At 70.7% G+C, this 23,262-nt stretch carries 21 protein-coding genes; 12 read left to right on the top strand and 9 right to left on the bottom strand.

The annotated features are described in order from the left end of the window. Positions 1 to 83: 83 nt before the first annotated feature. On the bottom strand, positions 84 to 2,246 hold the full coding sequence (locus AC07DS_RS07280; RefSeq protein WP_479143439.1) for a DEAD/DEAH box helicase: 2,163 nt from the start codon (positions 2,244 to 2,246) through the stop codon (positions 84 to 86). Between the two features lie 104 nt (positions 2,247 to 2,350). On the opposite strand from AC07DS_RS07280, the gene AC07DS_RS07275 reads away from it, so the two are divergent. Continuing rightward, the gene (locus AC07DS_RS07275; protein WP_479143437.1) at positions 2,351 to 2,932 is read left to right on the top strand and encodes a Uma2 family endonuclease; all 582 of its coding nucleotides are present in this window, start codon (positions 2,351 to 2,353) and stop codon (positions 2,930 to 2,932) included. A gap of 66 nt (positions 2,933 to 2,998) precedes the next feature. Here the strand turns inward: AC07DS_RS07275 and ychF are convergent, their stop codons facing one another. After that, positions 2,999 to 4,087 carry a redox-regulated ATPase YchF gene (ychF, locus tag AC07DS_RS07270; RefSeq protein WP_479143435.1) on the bottom strand — a complete coding sequence of 363 codons (1,089 nt, stop codon included), beginning with the start codon at positions 4,085 to 4,087 and terminating at the stop codon, positions 2,999 to 3,001. Positions 4,088 to 4,267: 180 nt separating this feature from the next. Between ychF and AC07DS_RS07265 the strand changes: the two genes are divergently transcribed. Then, positions 4,268 to 4,816: a DUF6542 domain-containing protein gene (locus AC07DS_RS07265; RefSeq protein WP_479143434.1), complete on the top strand. Its 549-nt coding sequence runs from the start codon at positions 4,268 to 4,270 to the stop codon at positions 4,814 to 4,816. 11 nt (positions 4,817 to 4,827) lie between these two features. Here the strand turns inward: AC07DS_RS07265 and ppgK are convergent, their stop codons facing one another. After that, positions 4,828 to 5,580 carry a polyphosphate--glucose phosphotransferase gene (gene ppgK / locus AC07DS_RS07260; protein WP_479143432.1) on the bottom strand — a complete coding sequence of 251 codons (753 nt, stop codon included), beginning with the start codon at positions 5,578 to 5,580 and terminating at the stop codon, positions 4,828 to 4,830. 52 nt (positions 5,581 to 5,632) lie between these two features. Next, entirely contained in the window at positions 5,633 to 6,649 is a 1,017-nt protein-coding gene (locus AC07DS_RS07255; RefSeq protein WP_479143430.1) for a 4-hydroxy-3-methylbut-2-enyl diphosphate reductase, read from the bottom strand. 202 nt (positions 6,650 to 6,851) lie between these two features. On the opposite strand from AC07DS_RS07255, the gene xseA reads away from it, so the two are divergent. The 3 genes from xseA to AC07DS_RS07240 all read left to right on the top strand — a co-directional run bounded on the left by xseA (position 6,852) and on the right by AC07DS_RS07240 (position 9,023). Then, positions 6,852 to 8,060 (top strand): exodeoxyribonuclease VII large subunit, encoded by a 1,209-nt coding sequence (xseA, locus tag AC07DS_RS07250; RefSeq protein ID WP_479143429.1) that lies wholly within the window; start codon positions 6,852 to 6,854, stop codon positions 8,058 to 8,060. A 16-nt stretch (positions 8,061 to 8,076) separates the two neighbouring features. After that, on the top strand, positions 8,077 to 8,301 hold the full coding sequence (locus AC07DS_RS07245) for an exodeoxyribonuclease VII small subunit (protein ID WP_467814943.1): 225 nt from the start codon (positions 8,077 to 8,079) through the stop codon (positions 8,299 to 8,301). A 131-nt stretch (positions 8,302 to 8,432) separates the two neighbouring features. Continuing rightward, on the top strand, positions 8,433 to 9,023 hold the full coding sequence (locus tag AC07DS_RS07240) for a malonic semialdehyde reductase (RefSeq protein WP_479143427.1): 591 nt from the start codon (positions 8,433 to 8,435) through the stop codon (positions 9,021 to 9,023). Between the two features lie 99 nt (positions 9,024 to 9,122). On the opposite strand, the gene AC07DS_RS07235 is transcribed toward AC07DS_RS07240, so the two are convergent. Further along, positions 9,123 to 9,650 (bottom strand): DUF4245 domain-containing protein, encoded by a 528-nt coding sequence (locus AC07DS_RS07235; RefSeq protein WP_479143426.1) that lies wholly within the window; start codon positions 9,648 to 9,650, stop codon positions 9,123 to 9,125. Between the two features lie 126 nt (positions 9,651 to 9,776). Here AC07DS_RS07235 and glpX point away from each other — a divergent pair, with 126 nt between their 5' ends. Further along, entirely contained in the window at positions 9,777 to 10,811 is a 1,035-nt protein-coding gene (gene glpX, locus AC07DS_RS07230) for a class II fructose-bisphosphatase (protein WP_145884375.1), read from the top strand. Positions 10,812 to 10,881: 70 nt separating this feature from the next. On the opposite strand, the gene AC07DS_RS07225 is transcribed toward glpX, so the two are convergent. Continuing rightward, positions 10,882 to 11,256, bottom strand: a complete 375-nt coding sequence (locus tag AC07DS_RS07225; RefSeq protein WP_319147745.1) for a WhiB family transcriptional regulator — start codon at positions 11,254 to 11,256, stop codon at positions 10,882 to 10,884. Between the two features lie 174 nt (positions 11,257 to 11,430). Beyond that, entirely contained in the window at positions 11,431 to 12,132 is a 702-nt protein-coding gene (locus tag AC07DS_RS07220; protein ID WP_479143425.1) for a DUF1707 SHOCT-like domain-containing protein, read from the bottom strand. 169 nt (positions 12,133 to 12,301) lie between these two features. Here AC07DS_RS07220 and AC07DS_RS07215 point away from each other — a divergent pair, with 169 nt between their 5' ends. Further along, complete coding sequence (locus AC07DS_RS07215; protein ID WP_479143423.1) at positions 12,302 to 13,972, top strand: fumarate hydratase; 1,671 nt, start codon at positions 12,302 to 12,304, stop codon at positions 13,970 to 13,972. A 353-nt stretch (positions 13,973 to 14,325) separates the two neighbouring features. Here the strand turns inward: AC07DS_RS07215 and AC07DS_RS07210 are convergent, their stop codons facing one another. Continuing rightward, complete coding sequence (locus AC07DS_RS07210) at positions 14,326 to 14,691, bottom strand: hypothetical protein (protein WP_479143421.1); 366 nt, start codon at positions 14,689 to 14,691, stop codon at positions 14,326 to 14,328. Positions 14,692 to 14,907: 216 nt separating this feature from the next. Here AC07DS_RS07210 and AC07DS_RS07205 point away from each other — a divergent pair, with 216 nt between their 5' ends. The 3 genes from AC07DS_RS07205 to AC07DS_RS07195 all read left to right on the top strand — a co-directional run bounded on the left by AC07DS_RS07205 (position 14,908) and on the right by AC07DS_RS07195 (position 19,486). After that, positions 14,908 to 16,293, top strand: coding sequence for a class II fumarate hydratase (locus tag AC07DS_RS07205; protein WP_479143419.1), 1,386 nt, complete (start codon positions 14,908 to 14,910; stop codon positions 16,291 to 16,293). A gap of 72 nt (positions 16,294 to 16,365) precedes the next feature. Beyond that, complete coding sequence (gene fomD, locus AC07DS_RS07200) at positions 16,366 to 17,055, top strand: cytidylyl-2-hydroxypropylphosphonate hydrolase (protein ID WP_479143417.1); 690 nt, start codon at positions 16,366 to 16,368, stop codon at positions 17,053 to 17,055. A gap of 304 nt (positions 17,056 to 17,359) precedes the next feature. Beyond that, the gene (locus AC07DS_RS07195) at positions 17,360 to 19,486 is read left to right on the top strand and encodes a SpoIIE family protein phosphatase (protein WP_479143415.1); all 2,127 of its coding nucleotides are present in this window, start codon (positions 17,360 to 17,362) and stop codon (positions 19,484 to 19,486) included. 53 nt (positions 19,487 to 19,539) lie between these two features. Here AC07DS_RS07195 and AC07DS_RS07190 read toward each other — a convergent pair whose 3' ends face one another. Beyond that, positions 19,540 to 21,858 carry a transglycosylase domain-containing protein gene (locus tag AC07DS_RS07190; protein WP_479143413.1) on the bottom strand — a complete coding sequence of 773 codons (2,319 nt, stop codon included), beginning with the start codon at positions 21,856 to 21,858 and terminating at the stop codon, positions 19,540 to 19,542. Positions 21,859 to 22,074: 216 nt separating this feature from the next. On the opposite strand from AC07DS_RS07190, the gene AC07DS_RS07185 reads away from it, so the two are divergent. Next, positions 22,075 to 23,010, top strand: a complete 936-nt coding sequence (locus AC07DS_RS07185) for an SPFH domain-containing protein (RefSeq protein ID WP_479143411.1) — start codon at positions 22,075 to 22,077, stop codon at positions 23,008 to 23,010. Beyond that, positions 22,956 to 23,246 (top strand): type II toxin-antitoxin system antitoxin, encoded by a 291-nt coding sequence (locus tag AC07DS_RS07180; RefSeq protein ID WP_479143409.1) that lies wholly within the window; start codon positions 22,956 to 22,958, stop codon positions 23,244 to 23,246. The genes AC07DS_RS07185 and AC07DS_RS07180 overlap by 55 nt, the downstream gene beginning before the upstream one ends. The last annotated feature ends 16 nt before the right edge of the window (positions 23,247 to 23,262 follow it).

The following is a 23,262-nucleotide window of genomic DNA, read 5'->3' as shown; positions in this document are numbered from 1 at the left end:
CATGTCAAGGCCTCCCCCGTTTCGACTCATTGTGCGAACGTGCCGACCCCCGGCGCAAGTTCCACGACACGCCGCGCGGGGGTTCACTCCCGGAAATGGGTGTCCAGGCGGGCCTGTTCCTCCTCGACGATCCGGCGGGCGATCTCGGTGTCCGACACGTCGACCGCGTCCGGGGTGGCTTCCGCCACGGCGCTGCGGCGGGCGTAGGCGTCGAACAGGCGGGTCTTGTTCTCCAGCATCTTCACCAGACGTTCGTCCACCCCGCCGGTGGCCAGGAGGCGGTGCACCCGGACCGACCTGACCTGGCCCATGCGGTGGGCCCGGGCCACCGCCTGGTGCTCGATGGTCGGCTTGATCTGGGGCTCGCAGATGACCACGACGGAGGCGGCCTGCATGTTGAGGCCGACGCCCGCGGCCTGGATCTGCGCCAGCAGCACCGCGGGGCCCGTGACCGCCGTGAAGTCGTCGACGACACGCTGCCGTTGCCCGGCCGGGACGCTCCCCGTGAGCGGACCGAACACGGGGGCGCCGCCGGGATCCGCTGCGAGCGCCTCTCGCACCGCGCCCAGCACGTCCTTGAAGTTGGAGAACACCACCGTCTTCTGGCCGTTCTCGCCGGCCTCCTGGACGATCTCCCGCAGGCGGTTCAGCTTGGCCGACTTCTCGGGGCGCAGGTACGCGGCCCTGCGCATCGCCATGAAGTTGCCCGAGCGGACGGCTTCGCGGTAGGCCTCCTCGTCCGAGGCGCTCAGTTCCTCCCACTCGTCGATCCGCTGGAGGCTGGGCAGCTCCGTCAGCACGTCCTCCTGGTTGCGCCGCAGATACACCGGGGCGACGGCCTTGCGGAAAGCGACCGGTCCGGCGAGCGCGTCCCGTTCGCCGAGGGACTGAGCGAGGCCGCCGTCGAGCATCCCGACCAGGTTGCGGAACTCGGCGACCCGGTTCTCCATCGGGGTACCGGTCATGAAGAGGGCGCGCTCGCAACGCTCCGCCCACACGGCGACCGCCTGGGAACGCTTGGCCTTCGGGTTCTTCACGGAGTGCGCTTCGTCGACCACGAGCATCCCGACTTCGCCGCCGCCCGGCGCGGGGAAGCCACGCAGCGCGTCGAACGTGGTCACACCGACCCCGCCCCGCCCCTTCCAGTCGGCGAACGCGTCGTGCCGGTCGGGTCCGTGGAGCAGCGTGCCGCGCAGGGTGCTGCGGGCCTCGATCTCCCGTGTCCAGTTCACCAGGACGCTGGCCGGGCACACCACCATGAAATGGCTGTGGCCCTCGGCGGCCAGGTGCGTCAGCACGGCTATCGCCTGAATCGTCTTGCCCAGGCCCATCTCGTCGCCGAGGATCACCTTGCGCCTGGCGAGGGCGAACCGCGCGCCGAACTCCTGGTAGCCGCGCAGGGAGACCCGTCGGTGGGAGTCGTCCAGATGCTGGCTCCGGACGTGCTCGGCGATCTCGTCCGGCAGGAACCCCTCGGCCTTCGCCGCGTCGGGCACACCTCCGGAGATCTCGGCGAGCAGGCTGTAGTACTCGGCGGAGCGAAGCTCGAAGTCGACCCAGGCCGCGACATCGGTGGCCGGCCCGCGCAGCAGATCCACCGACGCCTGGGCGAACAGGCCGGGCAGGCCTGCCCGCTCCGCCTCCTGTACCAGCGTCCGGATCTCCGCGACCGCCGCCAGCGCACGGTCCTTCTTGTCCCGGCCGGCCAGCAGCATCCGGAACCGTCCGGCGGCGGGCCGGGCGTCGGCCAGCAGCGGCCCGAGGCGTCTCGACAGTCCCGCGGCCGCGTCGACCGCGCGCCGGGCGTCCGGGCCGGCCTCCACCAGCACGTGCAGAGCCAGGACGAGGGCGGTGGTCCTCGGCTCCGGCCGGTCCACGTCGATGTGGACGGCGACGGTCTCGTGTGCGGCGTCGGAGAGCCGGCGGGCGGCGGCGAGCATCTGGTCGACGGTCCGCTGGCCGACCCCGGGGATCTGCCGCAACCGGTACGGGCCTGCTTCCAGGACCTGCCCGACCGTGCGCAGTCCGCTCTTCTCGACGTTGCCCAGCCGCAGCCGTCCCTCGGTGACGTCCTGCAGCCGGGCGACGGGGATGGCGTCGAGCTCGCGTCCCACCGCCTCGTCGTGGATCGGCTTCAGCGCCGCCCGCACCGCCTCGACAACCCTGCCGTGGTCGCCGGCCACCGACTGCGCCGCCGCGTACAGCCGCGCCCCACCCGCGACCACATCCCGCTCGCCCCGCCCCACCCGCCCCGCCCTTCTCAGACCGTCGGGGCATCCTCCCACCGACGGGTGGTCGCACTGCCGACGATCTCGCGGCCCGGGCCCCGCCCAGTCGCTACCGTGGAGCCATGACCGCACTGCCCGACTGGATGCGCCCCCCGCGCGAGGAAGGCTGGTTCGCGGAGGACCTGGACCGCCTCCCCGAGGCACCCCGCCATACCGAGCTGATCGACGGAGCCCTCGTCTTCATGATGTCGCCCCAGCGGGCTTGGCACGGCCGCCTCGTCACCGCCCTCACCACCACACTCATGGCCGACGTGCCCGCCGGTTTCGAGGTCGAGCGGGAGATGACGATCCGCCTTGACGAGCGCAATCGACCGGAGCCGGATCTCCTCGTGACGACCGCCCCCTACGACCCGGACCGCACGTGGTACGCGCCGGAAGAGGTCCGGCTCGTCATCGAGGTCGTCTCACCCGAATCCGCGCACCGGGACCGCACGGTCAAGCTCCGTAAGTACGCGGAGGCAGGCATCCCGCACTACTGGTGCATCGAGGACGACAAGGGCGCCCCCGTCGTCCACGTCTACGAGCTCGACGAACCGACCGGCGCATATGCCCCCGCCGGAATCTTCCGGGGAACCCTGCGGCGCCTGGTTCCCTTCGAGATCAACCTGGACCTCGACAAGCTCATCCCGCCGCAGCCCGCCTAGACGCGAGCGCAGGAACGCGGAAGGGGCCGGGCTCTGCTGAGGCCGACCCCTTCTGAGCTGGGGTGATCAGACGTTGAAGCGGAACTCCACCACGTCCCCGTCCTGCATCACATACTCCTTGCCCTCCATGCGGGCCTTGCCCTTGGCGCGGGCCTCGGTGACCGAGCCCGTTTCCACCAGGTCGTGGAAGGAGATGACCTCGGCCTTGATGAAGCCCTTCTGGAAGTCGGTGTGGATCACACCGGCCGCCTCGGGGGCCGTGGCGCCCTTCTTGATCGTCCAGGCGCGGGACTCCTTGGGGCCGGCCGTCAGATAGGTCTGCAGGCCGAGGGTGTTGAAGCCGACGCGGGCGAGGGTGGCCAGACCGGGCTCCTCGGCACCGACCGACTCCAGGAGCTCCAGGGCGTCCGCCTCGTCGAGCTCGGCGAGGTCCGCCTCCAGCTTGGCGTTGAGGAAGATGGCCTCGGCGGGGGCGACCAGGGCGCGCTGCTCGTTCTTGAAGTCCTCGTCGACCAGCTCGTCCTCGTCGACGTTGAAGACGTAGAGGAAGGGCTTCGTCGTGAGCAGGTGCAGGTCGTGCAGCAGCTCGTTGCGCTCGGTGCCCTGGACGATGCCGTGCGCGAAGAGCGTGTCGCCCTTCTCCAGGATCTCCTTGGCCTCCTCGACCGCCTTGACCTTGGGCGCGATGTCCTTCTTGATCCGCGACTCCTTCTGCAGCCGCGGCAGGACCTTCTCGATGGTCTGGAGGTCGGCGAGGATCAGCTCGGTGTTGATCGTCTCGATGTCGTCCTTCGGCGAGACCTTGCCGTCGACGTGCACGACGTTCTCGTCCTTGAAGGCGCGGATGACCTGGCAGATCGCGTCGGACTCGCGGATGTTCGCGAGGAACTTGTTGCCCAGGCCCTCGCCCTCGGAGGCGCCGCGCACGATGCCGGCGATGTCGACGAAGTCGACGGTGGCCGGGAGGATCCGCTGCGAGGAGAAGATCTCGGCCAGCTTGGTGAGGCGCGCGTCGGGGACGCCGACCACACCCACGTTGGGCTCGATCGTGGCGAACGGGTAGTTGGCCGCGAGCACGTCGTTCTTGGTCAGGGCGTTGAACAGGGTCGACTTGCCGACATTCGGCAGGCCGACGATTCCGATCGTGAGCGACACGTTGCGACTTCCCGTAGTGAGAGGGGCCAGGGGCTGCCAGGGGCCAGAGACACTGGCCGATCCACCAGTCTACGGCGTCGGCGGCGGCGGGCTCACTGGAGCGTCGAACGCCTGGCCAAGCTCTCCTCATCGGCGTGTCTGAGGGGCGATTCGGCACATTAACCGACCTAGGTTGGTCCAGTGGATTATCACAGGACGCGCCCCCCGAACGACGGACCACGCCGTGGCACACCCCGCGCACCGCTGCCGCCGCAGGCACGGCGGCCGGCCGGTGAGCGCAGGGCCGCGCCGGGTGCGCAGCGGGGGGCGCGGCCGTCCCGGACCGCCCGGCAGGTGCCCCCCGGTCAGGTGCCGGGACCGCGGCTCACCGGGCTCGGCGGGGGGCTGTTCTGCACGGTCGCGATGTTCCTGCTCGGGTTACTGGACCAGCTGCTGTTCGGTGCGTCGCTGACGCTGTACGGCGTGCTGTTCCTGCCGGTGTGCGCGCTGACCGCCCTGTGGGTGCGCGGCAGTGATCTGCTCACCGCGCCCGTCGTCGTACCGATCGCCTTCGCCGTGGGGCTCTTCCCCGCCGTCGACGGCAGCGGGGGTCTGCTCGGCCGCCTGATGGGGCTGGTCACCGGGCTCGCCACACAGGCGGGCTGGCTGTACGGGGGGACGCTGGTCGCGGGAGTGATCGTGCTCGCACGCCGGGTGCTGTGGGTGCGGGCCCGCAGGCACCGCACCTGAGCACCGCGCCGCTATCCGGCGTGGTCGTGCGCGGCGCGCATCGCCGCTCCGACGATCCCCGCGTTGTTCTGCAGCTGGGCGGGCACGATCTCGGCCTTGATGTCGTCGATGAAGTGCAGGAACTTGTCCGCCTTGCGGCTCACCCCGCCGCCGATGATGAACAGCTCGGGCGAGAAGAGCATCTCGACGTGCGCGAGGTACTTCTGCACCCGGCGGGCCCAGCGCTCCCAGGTCAGCTCGCCGTCCTCCTTGGCCTTGCTGGAGGCCCGCTTCTCGGCGTCGTGGCCGTTCAGCTCGAGGTGGCCCAGTTCGGTGTTGGGCACGAGGGCGCCGTCCATGAAGACGGCGCTGCCGATGCCGGTGCCGAAGGTGAGCAGGATGACCGTGCCCTCGCGGTCCCGGCCGGCGCCGAACTGCATCTCGGCGACGCCCGCCGCGTCCGCGTCGTTGACCACGGTCACCGGCAGGCCGCCCAGCCGGTCGCTGAACAGGGCGCGCGCGTCCGTGTCGATCCAGCTGCTGTCGACGTTGGCCGCCGTACGGACCGTGGCACCGCCGGAGACCACTCCGGGGAAGGTCAGGCCCACCGGGCCCGTCCAGCCGAAGTGGTCGACGACCTGCTTCACTCCGTCGGCCACGCCCTCGGGCGTCGCCGGGTGCGGGGTGAGCACCTTGCACCGCTCCTGGGCCAGGTCGCCCTTGTCCAGGTCCACGGGAGCGCCCTTGATCCCGGATCCGCCGATGTCCACGCCGAAGATCTGCATGGCCCCACGTTACGACGGACGACTGACGGTCACGCCCCGGACGTACGGACGCTCACGCGTCGGACGCACCCGATCCGCCGCGCTCGGCGACCAGGGCGGTCGCCTCGTCGCGCAGGTCGCGGCGGAGTTCCTTGGGCAGCGAGAAGGTGATCGACTCCTCGGCCGCCTTGACGATCTCGACGTCGCCGTAGCCCCGCTCGCCGAGCCACTGGAGGACCTCCTCGACCAGGACCTCCGGGACGGAGGCGCCGGAGGTGACGCCGACCGTGGTGACGCCCTCCAGCCAGGCCTCGTCGATCTCACTGGCGAAGTCCACCAGGTAGGCCTCGCGGGAGCCGGCGAGCTTGGCGACCTCGACGAGCCGCTTGGAGTTGGAGGAGTTGCGCGAGCCGACCACGATGACCAGCTCGGCCTCGGCGCCCATCTGCTTCACGGCGAGCTGGCGGTTCTGCGTGGCGTAGCAGATGTCGTCGCTCGGCGGGGAGACGAGCCCCGGGAACTTCGTCTTCAGGGCGTCGACCGTCTCCATGGTCTCGTCCACGGAGAGGGTGGTCTGGGACAGCCAGACGACCTTCGACTCGTCGCGGACGGTGACCTTGGCGACGTCCTCGGGGCCGTCGACCAGCTGGATGTGGTCGGGGGCCTCGCCGGAGGTGCCGATGACCTCCTCGTGGCCCTCGTGGCCGATCAGGAGGATGTCGTAGTCCTCGTTGGCGTAGCGCACGGCTTCCTTGTGGACCTTGGTGACCAGCGGGCAGGTGGCGTCGATGGTGGCGAGGCGGCCCTGCCTGGCTTCCTCGTGCACGACCGGGGCGACGCCGTGCGCCGAGAACATCACGATGTTGCCCGGCGGCACCTCCTCCGTCCGCTCGACGAAGATGGCGCCCTTCTTCTCCAGGGTCTGCACGACGTACTTGTTGTGGACGATCTCGTGCCGGACGTAGATCGGGGCCCCGTACTGTTCCAGGGCCTTCTCGACGGCGATCACGGCACGGTCCACACCGGCGCAGTAGCCCCGGGGGGCGGCGAGCAGGACACGGCGGCCAGGCGAAGCGGTCATGGGACCCATCGTAAGGGTGCGTCCGGCGGGCCGGAGATCGCGTGCCCCTCCCCTTCGGGCGAACACCGGTGGTGTGCGGCCGACGGGGCTGCGACTCCCCGGGGGCGCGGGGAACTGCGCGACCAGCCACGACGGGCCCGCAGCCGGCGACGGTCCGGACCCTGACGGCGCTTCGGAGTCCGGTGTCGGAGGGGACCGTTACGCTCGCCGCATGGCTGTGAACACGTCGCCCGAAGCGGCGCTCCCCGTCGGTGAGGTCTCGCGGCTGATCGGGGGCTGGATCGACCGGCTCGGGGCCGTGTGGGTCGAGGGGCAGATCACCCAGTTGTCGCGGCGGCCGGGAGCCGGGGTCGTGTTCCTGACCCTGCGGGATCCGTCGCACGACATCTCCGTGAGCGTGACCTGCTACCGGCAGGTGTTCGACGCGGTCGCCGACGTCGTCGGCGAGGGCGCCCGTGTGGTCGTCCTGGCGAAACCGGAGTGGTACGCGCCGCGCGGTCAGCTCTCGCTGCGGGCCGCCGAGATCAGGCCCGTCGGCGTCGGTGAATTGCTGGCCCGCCTCGAGCAGCTGAAGAAGACGCTCGCGGCCGAGGGGCTGTTCGCACCGGAGCGGAAGAAGCCGCTGCCCTTCCTGCCCCAGCTGATCGGGCTGGTCTGCGGCCGCGCCTCCGCCGCGGAGCGGGACGTGCTGGAGAACGCCCGCCACCGCTGGCCCGCCGTCCGCTTCGAGGTGCGCAACGTCCCGGTGCAGGGCGTGCACGCCGTCCCACAGGTCGTGCAGGCCGTGAAGGAGCTGGACGCGATCGACGACGTGGACGTGATCATCGTCGCGCGGGGCGGGGGCAGCGTGGAGGACCTGCTGCCGTTCTCCGACGAGCAGCTCGTACGGGCGGTGGCTCAGTGCCGTACGCCCGTCGTGTCCGCCATCGGGCACGAGCCGGACAACCCGCTGCTCGACCATGTCGCCGACCTGCGCGCGTCCACGCCGACCGACGCGGCCAAGAAGGTCGTACCGGACGTCGGTGAGGAGTTCGAGCGGGTGCGGATGCTGCGGGACCGGGCCCGGCGGTGCGTGGAGGCGTTCGTGGAGCGGGAGCAGCGGGGCCTGGCGCATGCGCTGGCGCGGCCCTCGATCGAGGATCCGCACCGGATGGTCGACGAGCGCGCGGACCACGTGGCCTCCCTGCTGGACCGTGGCCGGCGCACCCTCGGCCACCTTTTGGACCGCGCGGACTCGGAGCTGACGCACACGCACGCGCGTGTGGTGGCCCTCTCGCCCGCCGCGACCCTCAAGCGCGGCTACGCGGTGCTGCAGAAGGCCAACGGCCACGTGGTGCGCGACCCGGAGGAGGTCGCAGAGGGCGAGGCGCTGCGGGCGCGGGTCGCCGAGGGTGAGTTCACGGTTCGTGTCGATGTCTGATGTCTAGGGTGGATGGATGACCAGCAAGGTGGATGAGGCGCTCTCGTACGAGCAGGCGCGGGACGAGTTGATCGAGGTCGTGCGGCGGCTGGAGGCGGGCGGCACGACGCTGGAGGAGTCCCTGGCGTTGTGGGAGCGCGGCGAGGAGCTGGCCAAGGTGTGCCGGCGCTGGCTGGAGGGCGCACGGGCCCGGCTGGACGCGGCGCTCGCCGAGGAAGAAGCCCAGGAAGAGGGCGAGTAGGCAAGAGCGGGGTGCTGTGAGGCGGATCACCACACCCCGGTTTTTGTTGAACGTTGAACTTCGCTTGCGTAAGGTCGTGCGTGTCAGCCGGTCACACCCCCCGACCGGACGCGCACCTGAGGAAGTCACGTATGTCTCTCGTTCTTGACCCCGCTGCCCAGGACCTGCTGTTCCGCGAGGCCCGCACCGCGAACAACTTCACCGACGAGCCGGTGACCGAGGAGCAGGTCCAGGCGATCTACGACCTGGTCAAGTACGGCCCCACCGCCTTCAACCAGAGCCCGCTGCGCATCACCCTGGTCCGCTCCGCCGAAGCCCGCGAGCGCCTGGTGCAGCACATGGCCGAGGGCAACCAGGCCAAGACCGCCACCGCCCCGCTGGTCGCGATCCTCTCCGCGGACAACGAGTTCCACGAGGAGCTGCCGGCCCTCTTCCCGCACTTCCCGCAGGCCAAGGACGTGTTCTTCAGCGAGCGCCCCGCCCGTGAGGGCGCCGCCGCCCTGAACGCCGCCCTGCAGGCCGCGTACTTCATCATCGGCGTCCGCGCCGCCGGCCTCGCCGCCGGCCCGATGACCGGCCTCGATTTCGAGGGCGTCCGCAAGGAGTTCCTCGACGGCGACCACACCCCGCTGATGGTCGTCAACATCGGCCGCCCGGGCCCGGACGCCTGGTTCCCGCGCTCGCCGCGCCTGGCGTACGCGGACGTCGTCACGACCGTCTGAGTTCCCCCCGGTACGGCAGGAGGCCCCCAGCAGCGTCGCTGGGGGCCTCCTGCGTGTGCGCTCACACGCGCGCTCACCGCGTCCTGCGCGCGGACGCGCTCACTGCATCCTCAGCGCCGCCGCCATCGTCGTCAGCTGGTCGAAGGAGGCCGTACCGGCGACCACCGTCGTGGAACCGGGGGTGTCCTCCAGGACCAGCGCGTCGTAGCGGCCGCCGGTGTAGCGGGTCCAGGTGCGGTCGCCGATCTTCTCGGTCCGCCTGGTCGCCGAGGCGCCCTGGCCGGCCCGGTCGATGAAGTCCGCACGCTTCTTCTGCGTGGACTGCTCGATCTGCACGTACTGACCGTCGGGGGTCTGGAAGCCGAGGTGCCAGCGGTCGGAGTCCTCGCCCTGGTAGCGCACCGAGGTCGCCTTCCAGGTCTTGGGCAGCCCCTCCGGCGCGGCCACCGGGTAACTCGCCGCACGGCGCGCCGTGAGCAGCTCGACCCGGTAGTCGACGCGCTTGATGTCGGGCGCGTGATCGTCGTGCGGGACGAAGACGTAGATGACCGCCGCCGCGATCCCGATGAGGCCCAGGGAGAGAATCATGTCCCGGACCGTCTTCTGCTTTCCGTTCGAACCTGCCACGCCCCCTATCGTCGCAGGTGCCCGGAGCGCTCATCCGTGGGGTCCCCTGCTCATTTTGTCTGCCTAACGATAGAGTCGGAGACACACCCTCATCCGGCCGTCGTCGTATCAGAAAGGTGCGCTCCGATGACCGAGCATCATCACTTGCCGTCCGAGCTGGACGTTCCCTCAGAGGCCCCCGACCGCAACCTCGCCCTCGAACTCGTCCGGGTTACCGAAGCCGCGGCGATGGCCGCGGGCCGCTGGGTCGGGCGCGGCGACAAGAACGGCGCCGACGGCGCCGCGGTGCGCGCCATGCGGACCCTCGTCTCCACCGTGTCGATGAACGGCATCGTCGTCATCGGCGAGGGCGAGAAGGACGAGGCGCCGATGCTCTTCAACGGAGAGCGCGTCGGTGACGGCACCGGGCCCGAGGTCGACATCGCCGTCGACCCGATCGACGGCACCACGCTGACGGCCAAGGGCATGCCGAACGCGATCGCCGTCCTCGCGGCGACCGAGCGCGGCGCCATGTTCGACCCGTCCGCCGTCTTCTACATGGACAAGCTGGTCACGGGCCCCGAGGCCGCCGACTTCGTCGACATCGACGCGCCCGTGGCCGTGAACATCCGCCGGATCGCCAAGGCGAAGCGGTCCGCGCCCGAGGACGTCACCGTCGTCATCCTGGACCGGCCTCGGCACGAGGGCATCATCAAGGAGGTCCGGGAGGCCGGCGCGCGCATCAAGCTGATCTCCGACGGCGATGTGGCCGGCTCCATCCTGGCGCTGCGCGAGGGCACGGGCATCGACCTGCTGCTCGGCATCGGCGGCACGCCGGAGGGCATCATCTCGGCCTGCGCCGTGAAGTGCCTGGGCGGCACGATCCAGGGCAAGCTGTGGCCCAAGGACGACGAGGAGCGTGCGCGGGCCATCGACGCCGGGCACGATCTGGACCGGGTGCTGACCACCGAGGACCTGGTGCAGGGGGAGAACGTCTTCTTCGTCGCCACCGGCATCACCGACGGTGAGCTGCTGCGCGGGGTTCGGTACCGGTCCGAGACCGCCACCACCGACTCGATCGTGATGCGCTCGAAGTCCGGGACCGTGCGGCGCATCGACTCCGAGCACCGGCTGAGCAAGCTGCGCGCCTACAGCGCGATCGACTTCGACCGGGCGAAGTAACACCCGAAGCCTGCAGCAGCGGGCAACGTCTTGGGCGCCCTCGGTGCGGAGAGGGCGCCCTTGCTCATGCCTAGCCCGCTATGCGGTTCGCCGTCGCGCGTGCCGCCTTCTTCAGCTCCACCTCGCGCCTGCGCCGCCTGGCCAGGACCACTCGGCGTTCCGCCGCCGTCAGGCCGCCCCAGACGCCGTACGGCTCGGGCTGGAGCAGGGCGTGTTCGCGGCACTCGACCATGACCGGACAGCGCGCGCAGACGCGCTTGGCCGCCTCCTCGCGCGACAGCCGGGCGGCCGTCGGCTCCTTGGACGGGGCGAAGAACAGACCGGCCTCGTCCCGCCGGCACACCGCCTCGGTGTGCCAGGGTGCGTCTTGGTCCCGGTCGCGCGCAGGTACCCGCTGGGCCGGAACGGCAGCGACCTGCAGGGACGAATGCGGCGGTTGCAGCACGGTCTACTCCTGACGACGGCTTCGCGAGTGAGCGACGATGCAGCAAGGCCTACCCGCTGTGCGCGCGCCTATGCACAGCGTTTCCAACCGCAGGCGCGCGGCGGCTTGTTCACGCCCCCGGGCACCCTCGACAGCGGGTCCGCGGCCCTCCGGCCACCGGCGGATTCGCGACCGTCAACGGTCCAGGTGTTTGCGCAGCTTCCTGTCGACCTTGTCCTGGACCCGGTCGAGGATGTCCGACACGCGCCGGCCGCGCTTGGGCCGCGCCTCGACGTTGCCCAGTACGGCCCACCCGTCGACGTAGACCACGGGCGCGTCCGACTCGACCGAATCCAGCGTGTCCACCTCGAAATTGCCCAGTACACCGCCGCCCGTGCCACGCAGCGAGACGTTCTCCGGGACGCGGATCTGGACGTCGCCGAAGACCGAGACGGCCTTGATCACGACCTGCTGGTACTCGAAGATCGCCTCGCTCAGGTCGATCTCGACCGAGCCGAAGACCGAGTACGCGTGCAGCCGGCGGCCCGCGCGCCAGCGGCCCCGGCGCACCGCGCTGCTGAAGACGGCCACCACGTTGGCGTCGGCCTCGGCGGGGATCGCGCCGGGTGCGGGGCGCGGCGGGACGGGTGTGTAGGCCGGGGACGCGGGCTGCTGGTGGGCGGCCGGGAGGTCACGGATGAAGACCTCCAGCTCGCCGACCGTCTTGGCGTGCAGCACCCCCTCCACGCGCTCGGCGTGCTCGTCCGCGGTGAGCCGGCCCTCGGCCAGGGCCTCGCGGAGGATGTCGGCGACACGGTCACGGTCGGCGTCCGAGGCGCGCAGTTCGGACACGCGCGGTGCGCTGCCCTGGGTCTGGGCGTGCTTCTGAAGGTCCACGGCAGCAGCGTACCGAAACGCGATAGATCGCGACTAGGGGGCCGGAGCGGCCCGCGTGTCCCGGAACTGAGCCTTACCTCACAGGTTCCGTGTCGGTGGCAGGTTCTACGCTGGTGAGGCCCGCCAGCGTCGGCGGGCGGTCGTCCGTCAGAGTGAGGAATGGGCTGAGATGCCTGAGTTCGCGTACACCGATCTGCTCCCCCAGGGCGAGGACACCACCCCGTACCGGCTGGTGACCTCGGAGGGCGTGTCCACCGTCGAGGGACCGGACGGGCGGACGTTCCTCAAGGTGGAGCCGGAGGCGCTGCGCAAGCTGGCCGCGGAGGCCATCCACGACATCCAGCACTACCTGCGCCCGGCGCACCTGGCGCAGCTGCGCCGCATCATCGACGACCCGGAGGCGTCGGGCAACGACAAGTTCGTCGCGCTCGACCTGCTGAAGAACGCGAACATCGCGGCGGCGGGCGTGCTCCCGATGTGCCAGGACACCGGCACGGCGATCGTCATGGGCAAGCGCGGCCAGAACGTCCTCACCGAGGGCACGGACGAGAAGCACCTGTCGCACGGCATCTACGACGCCTACACCGAGCTGAACCTGCGCTACTCGCAGATGGCTCCGCTCACCATGTGGGAGGAGAAGAACACCGGCTCCAACCTGCCGGCCCAGATCGAGCTGTACGCGACCGACGGCGGCGCCTACAAGTTCCTGTTCATGGCGAAGGGCGGCGGCTCGGCCAACAAGTCCTTCCTGTACCAGGAGACGAAGGCCGTCCTGAACGAGGCCTCCATGATGAAGTTCCTGGAGGAGAAGATCCGTTCGCTCGGTACGGCCGCCTGCCCGCCGTACCACCTGGCCATCGTCGTCGGCGGCACGAGCGCCGAGTACGCGCTGAAGACCGCGAAGTACGCCTCCGCGCACTACCTGGACGAGATCCCCGCCGAGGGCTCGGCGCTGGGCCACGGCTTCCGGGACAAGGAGCTGGAGGAGAAGGTCTTCGAGCTGACGCAGAAGATCGGCATCGGCGCGCAGTTCGGCGGCAAGTACTTCTGCCACGACGTCCGCGTGGTCCGCCTGCCCCGTCACGGCGCGTCCTGCCCGGTCGCCATCGCCGTCTCCTGCTCGGCCGACCGCCAGGCCGTCGCCAAGATCACGGCCGAGGGCGTCTTCCTGGAGCAGCTGGAGACGGACCCGGCGCGCTTCCTGCCGGAGACCACGGACGAGCACCTCGACGAGTCGTCCGACGTGGTGAAGATCGACCTCAACCAGCCGATGGACACGATCCTCGCCGAGCTGACCAAGTACCCGGTCAAGACCCGGCTGTCCCTGACCGGCCCGCTGGTCGTGGCCCGCGACATCGCGCACGCCAAGATCAAGGAGCGCCTGGACGCGGGCGAGGAGATGCCGCAGTACCTGAAGGACCACCCGGTCTACTACGCGGGCCCGGCCAAGACCCCCGAGGGCTACGCGTCCGGTTCCTTCGGCCCGACCACGGCCGGCCGCATGGACTCCTACGTCGAGCAGTTCCAGGCGGCGGGTGGTTCCAAGGTGATGCTGGCCAAGGGCAACCGCAGCAAGCAGGTCACCGACGCCTGCGGCACGCACGGCGGCTTCTACCTCGGCTCGATCGGCGGCCCGGCCGCCCGGCTCGCCCAGGACTGCATCAAGAAGGTCGAGGTCCTCGAGTACGAGGAGCTGGGCATGGAGGCCGTCTGGAAGATCGAGGTCGAGGACTTCCCGGCGTTCGTCGTCGTGGACGACAAGGGCAACGACTTCTTCACCGAGCCGGCGCCCGCGCCCACGTTCACGTCGATTCCGGTGCGGGGCCCTGGCCTGGCGTAGTGCCATCGGTGCGGCGGGGACGGATCTCGCCCCCGCCGCCCCTACCCATCCCATCCCAGGGGCTCGGCCCCAGACCCCGTTCGGCCTGAACGGCCTCGTCCTCAAGCGCCGGACGGGCTGAAGGGTGCCGTCGGACGAACAAGTCGAACGACTTCTTCCAAAACCCGGCCCCGGCGCCGCCGTTCACCTCGATCCCTGTGCGGGGGCCTGGGCTCGCGTAGCGCCTTTCGGGGCGGCCGGGGACGGCCCGCGGCGCAGCCGCTGACCGACACCGCGCCTCCGCCGCCCCTACCCGGGCCGGGACTGGCCCGACCGACGGGCGGGGCCGGTGCGGACCGGCCCCGGCCCATGTGTCAGTGGGGTACGCAGCCGAACCAGTTCACCGTGTCGCCGCTGGTGGTGTAACCCATGCACCTGATCGTTCTGTCGTGCCGCGTAACGGTCCGGTCGACCGGACCGTTCCGGTAGTCCGTGTTGTGATGGGGCAGCACGAGGGTGTCGATCTCGACGGTGTACCAGCGGCGCCCGTTGGACGGCATGCTGCAGCCGTGGCCGGTCACGTTGCGGCTGGGGTCGCCGCGCCAGACGGGCCGCTCGGCACGGTCGCAGTGGGCCCTGCCGGCGGCGCCGGCGGTACCGGCGCCCGCGCCCAGCAGAGCCGCCGCGCCTATGGACACCGCCGCGGTGGCGCCGAGCAGGCGCTTCGGAGTGAGGTTCATCGATCGGTCCTCCTGCCAGCAGTGGTGACGGCGGGGAGTCGCCCTGTCACCTTCAGCTGATAGTCACACTTATCCGTGATGTCCGGCCCGGCAGCCGGTGGGGCAGTCCCCCGACCCGGTGACGCCGGTGGTTCCAATGCAGCAGGCCGCGGTCCCCCTCACCCCGCGCGGCCCACGCTCCGGAACAACCGCCGCGCCCCGATCGCTGACACCGGCATGAGCGAATACCGCATCGAGCACGACTCCATGGGTGAGGTCCGGGTCCCCGCCCACGCCAAGTGGCGGGCACAGACCCAGCGTGCCGTCGAGAACTTCCCCGTCTCCGGGCAGCGGATCGAGCGGGCGCACATCGAGGCGCTGGCCCGGATCAAGGCGGCCGCGGCCAAGGTGAACGCCGAGCTGGAGGTGCTGGACAAGGACGTCGCGGAGGCGATCCAGGAGGCGGCCGCCGAGGTCGCCGACGGGAAGTGGGACGAGCACTTCCCCGTCGACGTGTTCCAGACCGGGTCCGGGACCTCGTCCAACATGAACACCAACGAGGTCGTGGCCACCCTCGCCACCGAGCGGCTCGGCCGGGACGTGCACCCGAACGACCACGTCAACGCCTCGCAGTCGTCCAACGACGTGTTCCCGTCGTCCATCCACATCGCCGCCACCGGCGCCGTCACCCACGACCTGATCCCGGCGCTGGAACACCTCGCCGAATCCCTGACCCGCAAGTCCGAGGAGTTCGCGGACGTCGTGAAGTCCGGGCGGACGCATCTGATGGATGCGACACCGGTGACGCTGGGGCAGGAGTTCGGCGGGTACGCGGCCCAGGTGCGGTACGGCGTCGAGCGGCTGCGCGCCTCGCTGCCCCGGCTGGCCGAACTGCCGCTGGGCGGCACGGCCGTCGGGACCGGGATCAACACGCCGCCCGGGTTCTCCGCCGCGGTGATCAGGGAGGTCGCGCGGGCCACCGGGCTGCCGTTCACCGAGGCCCGGGACCACTTCGAGGCGCAGGGCGCCCGGGACGGGATCGTGGAGACCAGCGGACAGCTGCGCACCATCGCGGTCGGGCTGACGAAGATCGCCAACGATCTGCGCTGGATGGCGTCCGGGCCGCGCACCGGACTCGCCGAGATCCGGCTGCCCGACCTGCAGCCGGGATCCTCGATCATGCCGGGCAAGGTCAACCCGGTGATCCCGGAGGCCGTGCTCATGGTCGCGGCCCAGGTGATCGGCAACGACGCGACCATCGCCACCGCCGGCGCCGCCGGGAACTTCGAGCTGAACGTCATGCTCCCGGTGATCGCGAAGAACGTCCTGGAATCCGTGCGGCTGCTCGCCAACGTCTCGCGGCTGCTGGCCGACCGCACCGTGGACGGCATCGTCGCCGACCGCGAACGGGCTCGCGAGTACGCCGAGTCGTCACCCTCCGTGGTGACCCCGCTGAACAAGTACATCGGCTACGAGGAGGCCGCGAAGGTCGCCAAGAAGTCCCTGGCCGAGCGGAAGACCATCCGCGAGGTCGTGCTGGAGAGCGGGTACGTGGAGCGCGGCGACCTCACCCTGGAGCAGCTGGACGAGGCGCTGGATGTCCTGCGGATGACGCACCCGTAACAAGTGGTGCAGCCCCGCTGAACCGTGACGTCCGCCGCAGCGTCGTATGCCTGCGGCACCTAATATCTGTGCATGACGGACGACGGAGCGGTGAGACGAGTGGCGGCGGAACCTGCGACGTACTGGACCCCCGGTACCGGGATCCTGTGGCGGTACCGGCAGAACGCCGGTGAGCACCTCCACATCGCTCGGCCCGTCACCGTCGTCCGGGACGACGAGGAGCTGCTCGCGGTGTGGCTGGCGCCCGGCACCGAGTGCGTCAAGCCGGTGCTGGCCGACGGCACGCCCGTCCATCTGGAGCCGCTGGAGACCCGCTACACCAAGCCGCGTTCGGTGCAGCGGGGCCGGTGGTTCGGCACGGGCGTGCTGAAACTGGCCCGGCCCGGCGAGCCCTGGTCGGTGTGGCTGTTCTGGGAGCGGGGCTGGCGCTTCAAGAACTGGTACGTCAACCTGGAGCAGCCGCTGTCCCGTTGGGCGGGCGGTGTGGACTCCGTGGACTACTACCTGGACATCTCGGTGAACCCGGACCGCAGTTGGCACTGGCGCGACGAGGACGAGTTCGCACAGGCCCAGCGGGACGGGCTGATGGACGCGGCGACCGCCGGGCAGGTACGGGCGGCAGGCCGGGCCGCGGTGGAGGCGATCGGCGCCTGGGGCCCGGCGTTCTCGGACGGCTGGCAGCACTGGCGCCCGGACCCCTCCTGGGCGGTACCGTCACTCCCCGAGGACTGGGACCGTACGCCCGCGCACGTGTCCTCATGAGACCCTTGATGCGCCCCCGGTCCACAACCGTAGGATCGTCCTCCGCAAGGGGGCGCGACAGCAACTACCGGAGCGTGCGCCGGGCTTGACCAGACGTCACCGAGGGGCGGCAGGACGTGAGCAAGGGGTACGAGGGCAACACCACCGGGGCCTGCCCTGGCCCGGGCGGGTTCTTCGGCGGCACAGGAACAACCTCTGACCACGCGGGAATTCCGTTCCTGGGGCACGTATTCCGGGTATCGGGATTTCGGCGGGACCACCTGCGCGCCCGGCGCGCAGCCCCGGACGGATGGATTCGACACGCGTGACGGAGCACCCCATCTCCTCCTACGAGCGCCCGCAGCCCGGCGCCGACCCCGCGGAGGCCCGCGGGGCGCTCTTGCGTACCCAGAAGCCGCCCGGCACCTCGGCCTTACCGGCACAGGCCCGGGCGGACGGACCGCCCTCCGGCCCCGGGACGACCGCGCCCTGCGGCAAGGGGAACAAGGGGAAGGAGCCCCCAGTCAACGGCCCGGAGCACTCCCAGCCCGCCACCGCGGAACCGATGGGGGCACCTCCCGCGCGAGGGAATTCGAGCGTGGGGGACCACCGCCCGCGCCCCGCGCCGGAAGCCATTCCGCCGCAGCCGGGCGCCGAGGAGGAGCGGGCGCCGGGCGGCCAGGAGCGCCGTACCGGGCGGGGGCTGCCGCCGGGGCGGCCGATGCCGATGCGGCGCGACGGGGACCGGCTCAGGTTCGTGGGCGCGGCGACCCGGCGGATCGCCCGTGGCATCGATCTGGACGAGATCGTGATGGGGCTGTGCCGCGCCACCGTGCCGACGTTCTCCGACGCGATCCTCGTCTATCTGCGCGACCCGCTGCCGGTCGGTGACGAGCGGCCCACCGGCCCGGTGGTGCTGCGGCTGCGCCGTACCGACCGGATACCGGACGAACGGGACACCGAGGGCCTGCTGCTCCCGCCGTTCCCGGAGCCGGAGCCCGAGCCGTCGGCGCTCTCCGACCTGTCGTCGCTGACGACCGAGCTGTGCGAGGTGCGTCCTGGCGGCGCCCTGAACGAGGTGCTGCGCGGGGTGCGGCCGGTGTTCGCCGACGCGCCCGCCGCCCGGGCCGCGCTGCCCGAGCTGCTCGGCGAGGGCGGCGAGGCGGTCGTACCGAGCGGGCAGCACGCGATCCTCGCGCCGCTGCGCGGCCGGCGCCGGGTGATCGGCGCGGCGCTGTTCCTGCGCCGTCCGGAGCGGATGGCGTTCGAGGCGGACGACCTGCTGGTGGCCGCCCAGCTCGCCACGCACAGCGCGCTCGGCATCGACAAGGCGGTGCTGTACGGCCGGGAGGCCTACATCGCCGACGAGCTGCAGCGCACCATGCTGCCCGAGACCCTGCCCCGCCCGACCGGGGTGCGGCTGGCCTCGCGCTATCTGCCGGCCGCGGAGACCGCCCGGGTGGGCGGCGACTGGTACGACGCGATCCCGCTGCCCGGCAGCCGGGTCGCGCTGGTGGTCGGTGACGTCATGGGGCACTCCATGACCTCGGCGGCGATCATGGGCCAGCTGCGCACCACGGCCCAGACCCTGGCCGGGCTCGACCTGCCTCCGCAGGAGGTGCTGCACCACCTGGACGAGCAGGCGCAGCGGCTGGGCACCGACCGCATGGCGACCTGCCTGTACGCCGTCTACGACCCGGTCACGCACCGCATCACCATCGCCAACGCCGGTCATCCGCCGCCCGTTCTGCTCCACTTGGGCGGCCGCGCGGAGGTGCTCAGGGTGCCGCCGGGCGCGCCGATCGGTGTCGGCGGGGTGGACTTCGAGGCGGTCGAGCTGGACGCGCCGGCCGGGGCCACGCTGCTGCTGTACACCGACGGCCTGGTGGAGTCCCGGCTGCGGGACGTGTGGACCGGCATAGAGCAGCTGCGCGAGCGGCTCGCCGCGACCGCCCAGTTGACCGGTCCGGACCATCCGCCGCCGCTCGAGGCCCTGTGCGACGAGGTGCTGGACATGCTGGGCCCGGGCGACCGGGACGACGACATCGCGCTGCTCGCGGCCCGCTTCGACGGGATCGCGCCGAGCGACGTGGCGTACTGGACCCTGGATCCGGAGGAGACGGCCCCCGGCCAGGCGCGCCGGCTGGCCCGCCGTGCGCTGGCCCGCTGGGACCTGGAGGAGCTGACGGACTCGGTGGAGCTGCTGGTCAGCGAGGTGGTCACGAACGCCGTGCGCTACGCCTCCCGACCGGTGACGCTCCGTCTGCTGCGCACCGACGTACTGCGCTGCGAGGTCGGCGACGACGTCCCGCAGCTGCCGCGGCTGCGCCAGGCCCGGGCCACGGACGAGGGCGGCCGCGGGCTGTACCTGGTCAACCGGCTGGCCCGGCGGTGGGGTGCGACCCGGCTGAGCACCGGCAAGGTGGTCTGGTTCGAGCTGAACCGGGCCTGAGGACGGGGAAAGGGCGCCCGGGGAGTCCCCGGGCGCCCTTTGCGTGCGCGGGCCTACTGGCCGAGTCCGCCGTTGCCTTCGTCGAGCGGATCGTCCGTGGCGTCGCCCGTCGGCGTCCCGGTGGTCGGGGCCCCGGTGGTCGGGGTCCCCGTGGTCGGGGCGCCGGTGGTCGGCGTCTGGGTCGGTGTCTGCGTCGGCGTCGTGGACGGGGTCGTGGACGTCGGCGGAGCGCTGCTCGGGGTGTTCGACGGGGTCTGGGACGGGGTCTGGCTGAACGTCGGTGTGTCCGTCGGCTGGACGGCGGCGCCCTGGGTGGTGTTCAGGTCGAACTTGGCCTCGTCCGTGACGCCGAACGTGTAGGCCGCCCAGATCTGCGCGGGATAGGTGCCGCCGTTGACGCGGCCGGGGGACGGCAGCAGGCCGGTGGCGCCCATCATGGACACGTGGGCCTTGCTCTTGTTGTCCTCGCCGAACAGGCCGACGGAGGTGACCAGGTCGGGCGTGTAGCCGGTGAACCAGGCGGACTTGTTCTCGTCGGAGGTACCGGTCTTGCCCGCGACCTGCTGGCCGTTGCGCAGCGGGTTGTTCGCCACGTTCTTCTTGGCCGTACCGTCGTCGACCACACCGGTGAGCACGGAGGTCACCGTGTCGGCGGCCGTGCGGCTGATGACCTGGCTTCCGATCGGGTTCGGTATGTCGACCGAACGGCCCTTCTGTTCGGCCGACTTGAGGATGCCCGGCGTCACCTTGTAGCCGTGGTTGTCGAACGTGGCGTAGATGCCGGCCATCTCCAGCGGGCTGGCCCCCATCGAGCCCAGCGTCTGCGCGGGCACCGCCTGCATGCCCTCGGTGTCCATGCCGAGCTGCTTGGCCGTGTCCATCACCTTGGGCATGCCCACATCGACACCCATCTGGGCGAAGACCGAGTTGACGGACTGGTTCATCGCCTGCTGCACGGTGATGGGTCCGTAGTCGACCTTGTCCTCGTTCGGCGGGCCGAAGCCGACCTTGGTGCCGTGGTCGAGGACCTGGCGGCCGCTGGTGCCGTCGTAGATGGTGTTCGCGGCGATCTGCTTGCCGGTCTGCGTGGTGGCGTTGTTCTCCAGCGCGGCGGCGAGGATGACCGGCTTGAACGTCGAGGCGGGCTGGTAGTCGCGGCGCGTGGCGTTGTTGAAGTAGTGCTTGAAGTAGTCCTGACCGCCATACAGGGCGACGATCTTGCCGTTCTTCGGGTTGACCGAGACGGCGCCGGCCTGGATGTCGGCGTCGACCTTGCGCTTCTTCGCGTTCAGCTTGCTGGTCAGCTGGGACTTGACCGCCTTCTCCAGCGCGGCCTGCTTCTTCTTGCTGATGTTCAGGGTGATGGTCCAGCCGCGGTCCACGACGGCGTTCTCCGCCTGGGCCTGCGTCAGCCCCTGCTGCTTCATGAGCTGCTGCTCGAGCTGCTGGTTGGCGAGCCGGACCAGGTAGCCCTTCTGACCCTCTTCACCGGGCGTGCCCTTGGGGTCCTTGGGGATCGCGTCCTTCTTGAAGTTCATGGTCTGCCGCTCGGCGGGGTCCAGCCAGTGCTGCTTGACCATGTTGTCCAGGACGTAGTTCCAGCGTGCCTGGACCAGCTTCTTGCCCACGGGGCCGGCGACCGCCCAGTCGTACTGGCTCGGCGCCTGCAGCAGCGCGGCGAGGTAGGCGCCCTGCTGAACGTCCAGCTCGGCCGCGTCCTTGTGGTAGTAGGCCTGCGCCGCGGCCTGGATGCCGTAGGCGTTGCGGCCGTAGTAGCTGGTGTTGATGTAGCCCGCGAGGATCTGGTCCTTGGTCAGACGGCGGTCCACCTTCAGGGAGATGACCATCTCCCTGAGCTTGCGGGTGACCGTCTGGTCCTGGTTGAGGTAGTAGTTCTTGACGTACTGCTGGGTGATCGTCGAGCCGCCCTGGGTGCCCCGGCCGGTCACCGTGTTGAACAGGCCTCGGGCCAGACCCCGCACGTCGATTCCGGAGTCGTGGTAGAAGGACTTGTTCTCCGCCGCGACGAAGGTGTGCTGGACCTCCTTGGGCACCTTCGCCAGGTCCACGCTCTCGCGGTTGACCTCACCCACGCGGGCCAGGAGGCTGCCGTCGCTGTACTTGTAGACGTTGCTCTCCTGCCTGGCGGCGGCGTTGCCCTCCGGCACGTCCACGACCAGGTACAGCACGATGAAGCCGCCGATGCCCAGCAGGCACAGGCCCAGGAAGGTGCCGAGCATCTTCTTCCAGGTGAAGAGCCGGCGTATTCGGCCCTTGGCCGGCTTGGCACCGGCCGCGGGGGCGGAGCGGCGGCGTTTGGGCGCCGCGCGGTGGCCGCGCTGCCGCGCTCGTCTCTCTTCCGCTCGTCCCATGGCTCTGTACGCTCCGCTTCCTCTCGGGGTCAGCTCCGAAAGCTAACACCCGTCTATATGACAAAGGGCGCCTGATCCGCTCTTTTACGGACGTGACAATCAGCACCCGCCCCAAAGGAACCGACGGATATCACTGGCCCAAGGTTGCCTGCGGGCATAAAGTGATATCACTTAGCTAGACCGAAGCTAGGCAGGACCAGAACGGGGGATCCACCCATGTCCGTACATGACGTATCCGCGACCGCCGACGTACCCGAGATGCCCGCGCCGCACGTGCGGGAGTTCCAGGCCCACAGCATCGGAGGCGGGCTCGCCCTGCTCCTCGGCCTGGTCGGGCTCGGCACCGCCGCCGCCCTGTTCGCCGCCGCCTCGGCGGTCACCGCGTCCGGCGCCAAGGGCGGGCTCATCGCCGGCGGCGTCCTCGTCTTCCTCGCCGCGGTCATCGCGATGCGCGGCCTGAACACGGTCGCGCCCGGCGAGGCGCGGGTCGTGCAGCTCTTCGGCCGCTACCGGGGCACGATCCGGCAGGACGGCCTGCGCTGGGTGAACCCCTTCACCTCGCGGACCCGGATCTCCACGCGGGTGCGCAACCACGAGACGGCCGTCCTGAAGGTCAACGACGCCTACGGCAACCCGATCGAGCTGGCCGCGGTCGTGGTCTGGAACGTCCAGGACACCGCCCGGGCGGTGTTCGAGGTGGACGACTACGCCGAGTTCGTCGCCACCCAGACCGAGACGGCCGTCCGGCACATCGCCATCGAGTACCCGTACGACGCCCACGAGGAGGACGGTCTCTCGCTGCGCGGCAACGCCGAGGAGATCACCGAGCGGCTGGCCGTCGAGCTCCAGGCCCGCGTGGAGGCGGCCGGAGTGCGGATCATCGAGTCGCGCTTCACGCATCTCGCGTACTCTCCGGAGATCGCCTCGGCGATGCTCCAGCGGCAGCAGGCCGGCGCGGTGGTCGCGGCCCGGCGGCAGATCGTGGACGGCGCGGTCGGCATGGTGGAGGCGGCGCTCGCCCGGATCGCGGAGCGGGACATCGTGGAGCTGGACGAGGAACGGAAGGCGGCGATGGTGTCCAACCTGATGGTGGTGCTGTGCGGGGACCGTGCCCCGCAGCCGGTGCTCAACACCGGGACGCTCTACCAGTGACGGTTCCCTCCGGGGGTTCAGCCCCTCAGCGTCGGCCTCAGCAGCGCAAGCAGGTGCTGCTGAGGCTGGACCCGTCGGTGTACGAGGCGCTGGCGCGGTGGGCCGGGGACGAGTTGCGGTCGGCCAACGCGCAGATCGAGTTCCTGCTCCGCAAGGCGCTGGCCGAGGCCGGGCGGCTGCCGAAGGACACCGGGCCGCTTCCGCGTCGCGGGCGGCCGCCTGTTTCCGAACAGTGACAATCGGCCATCACCT

It is taken from the genome of Streptomyces sp. NPDC044064 (assembly GCF_056434245.1).
The sequence above is the reverse complement of the archived record's forward strand: the minus strand, read 5'-3'. Positions and strand labels throughout refer to the sequence as shown.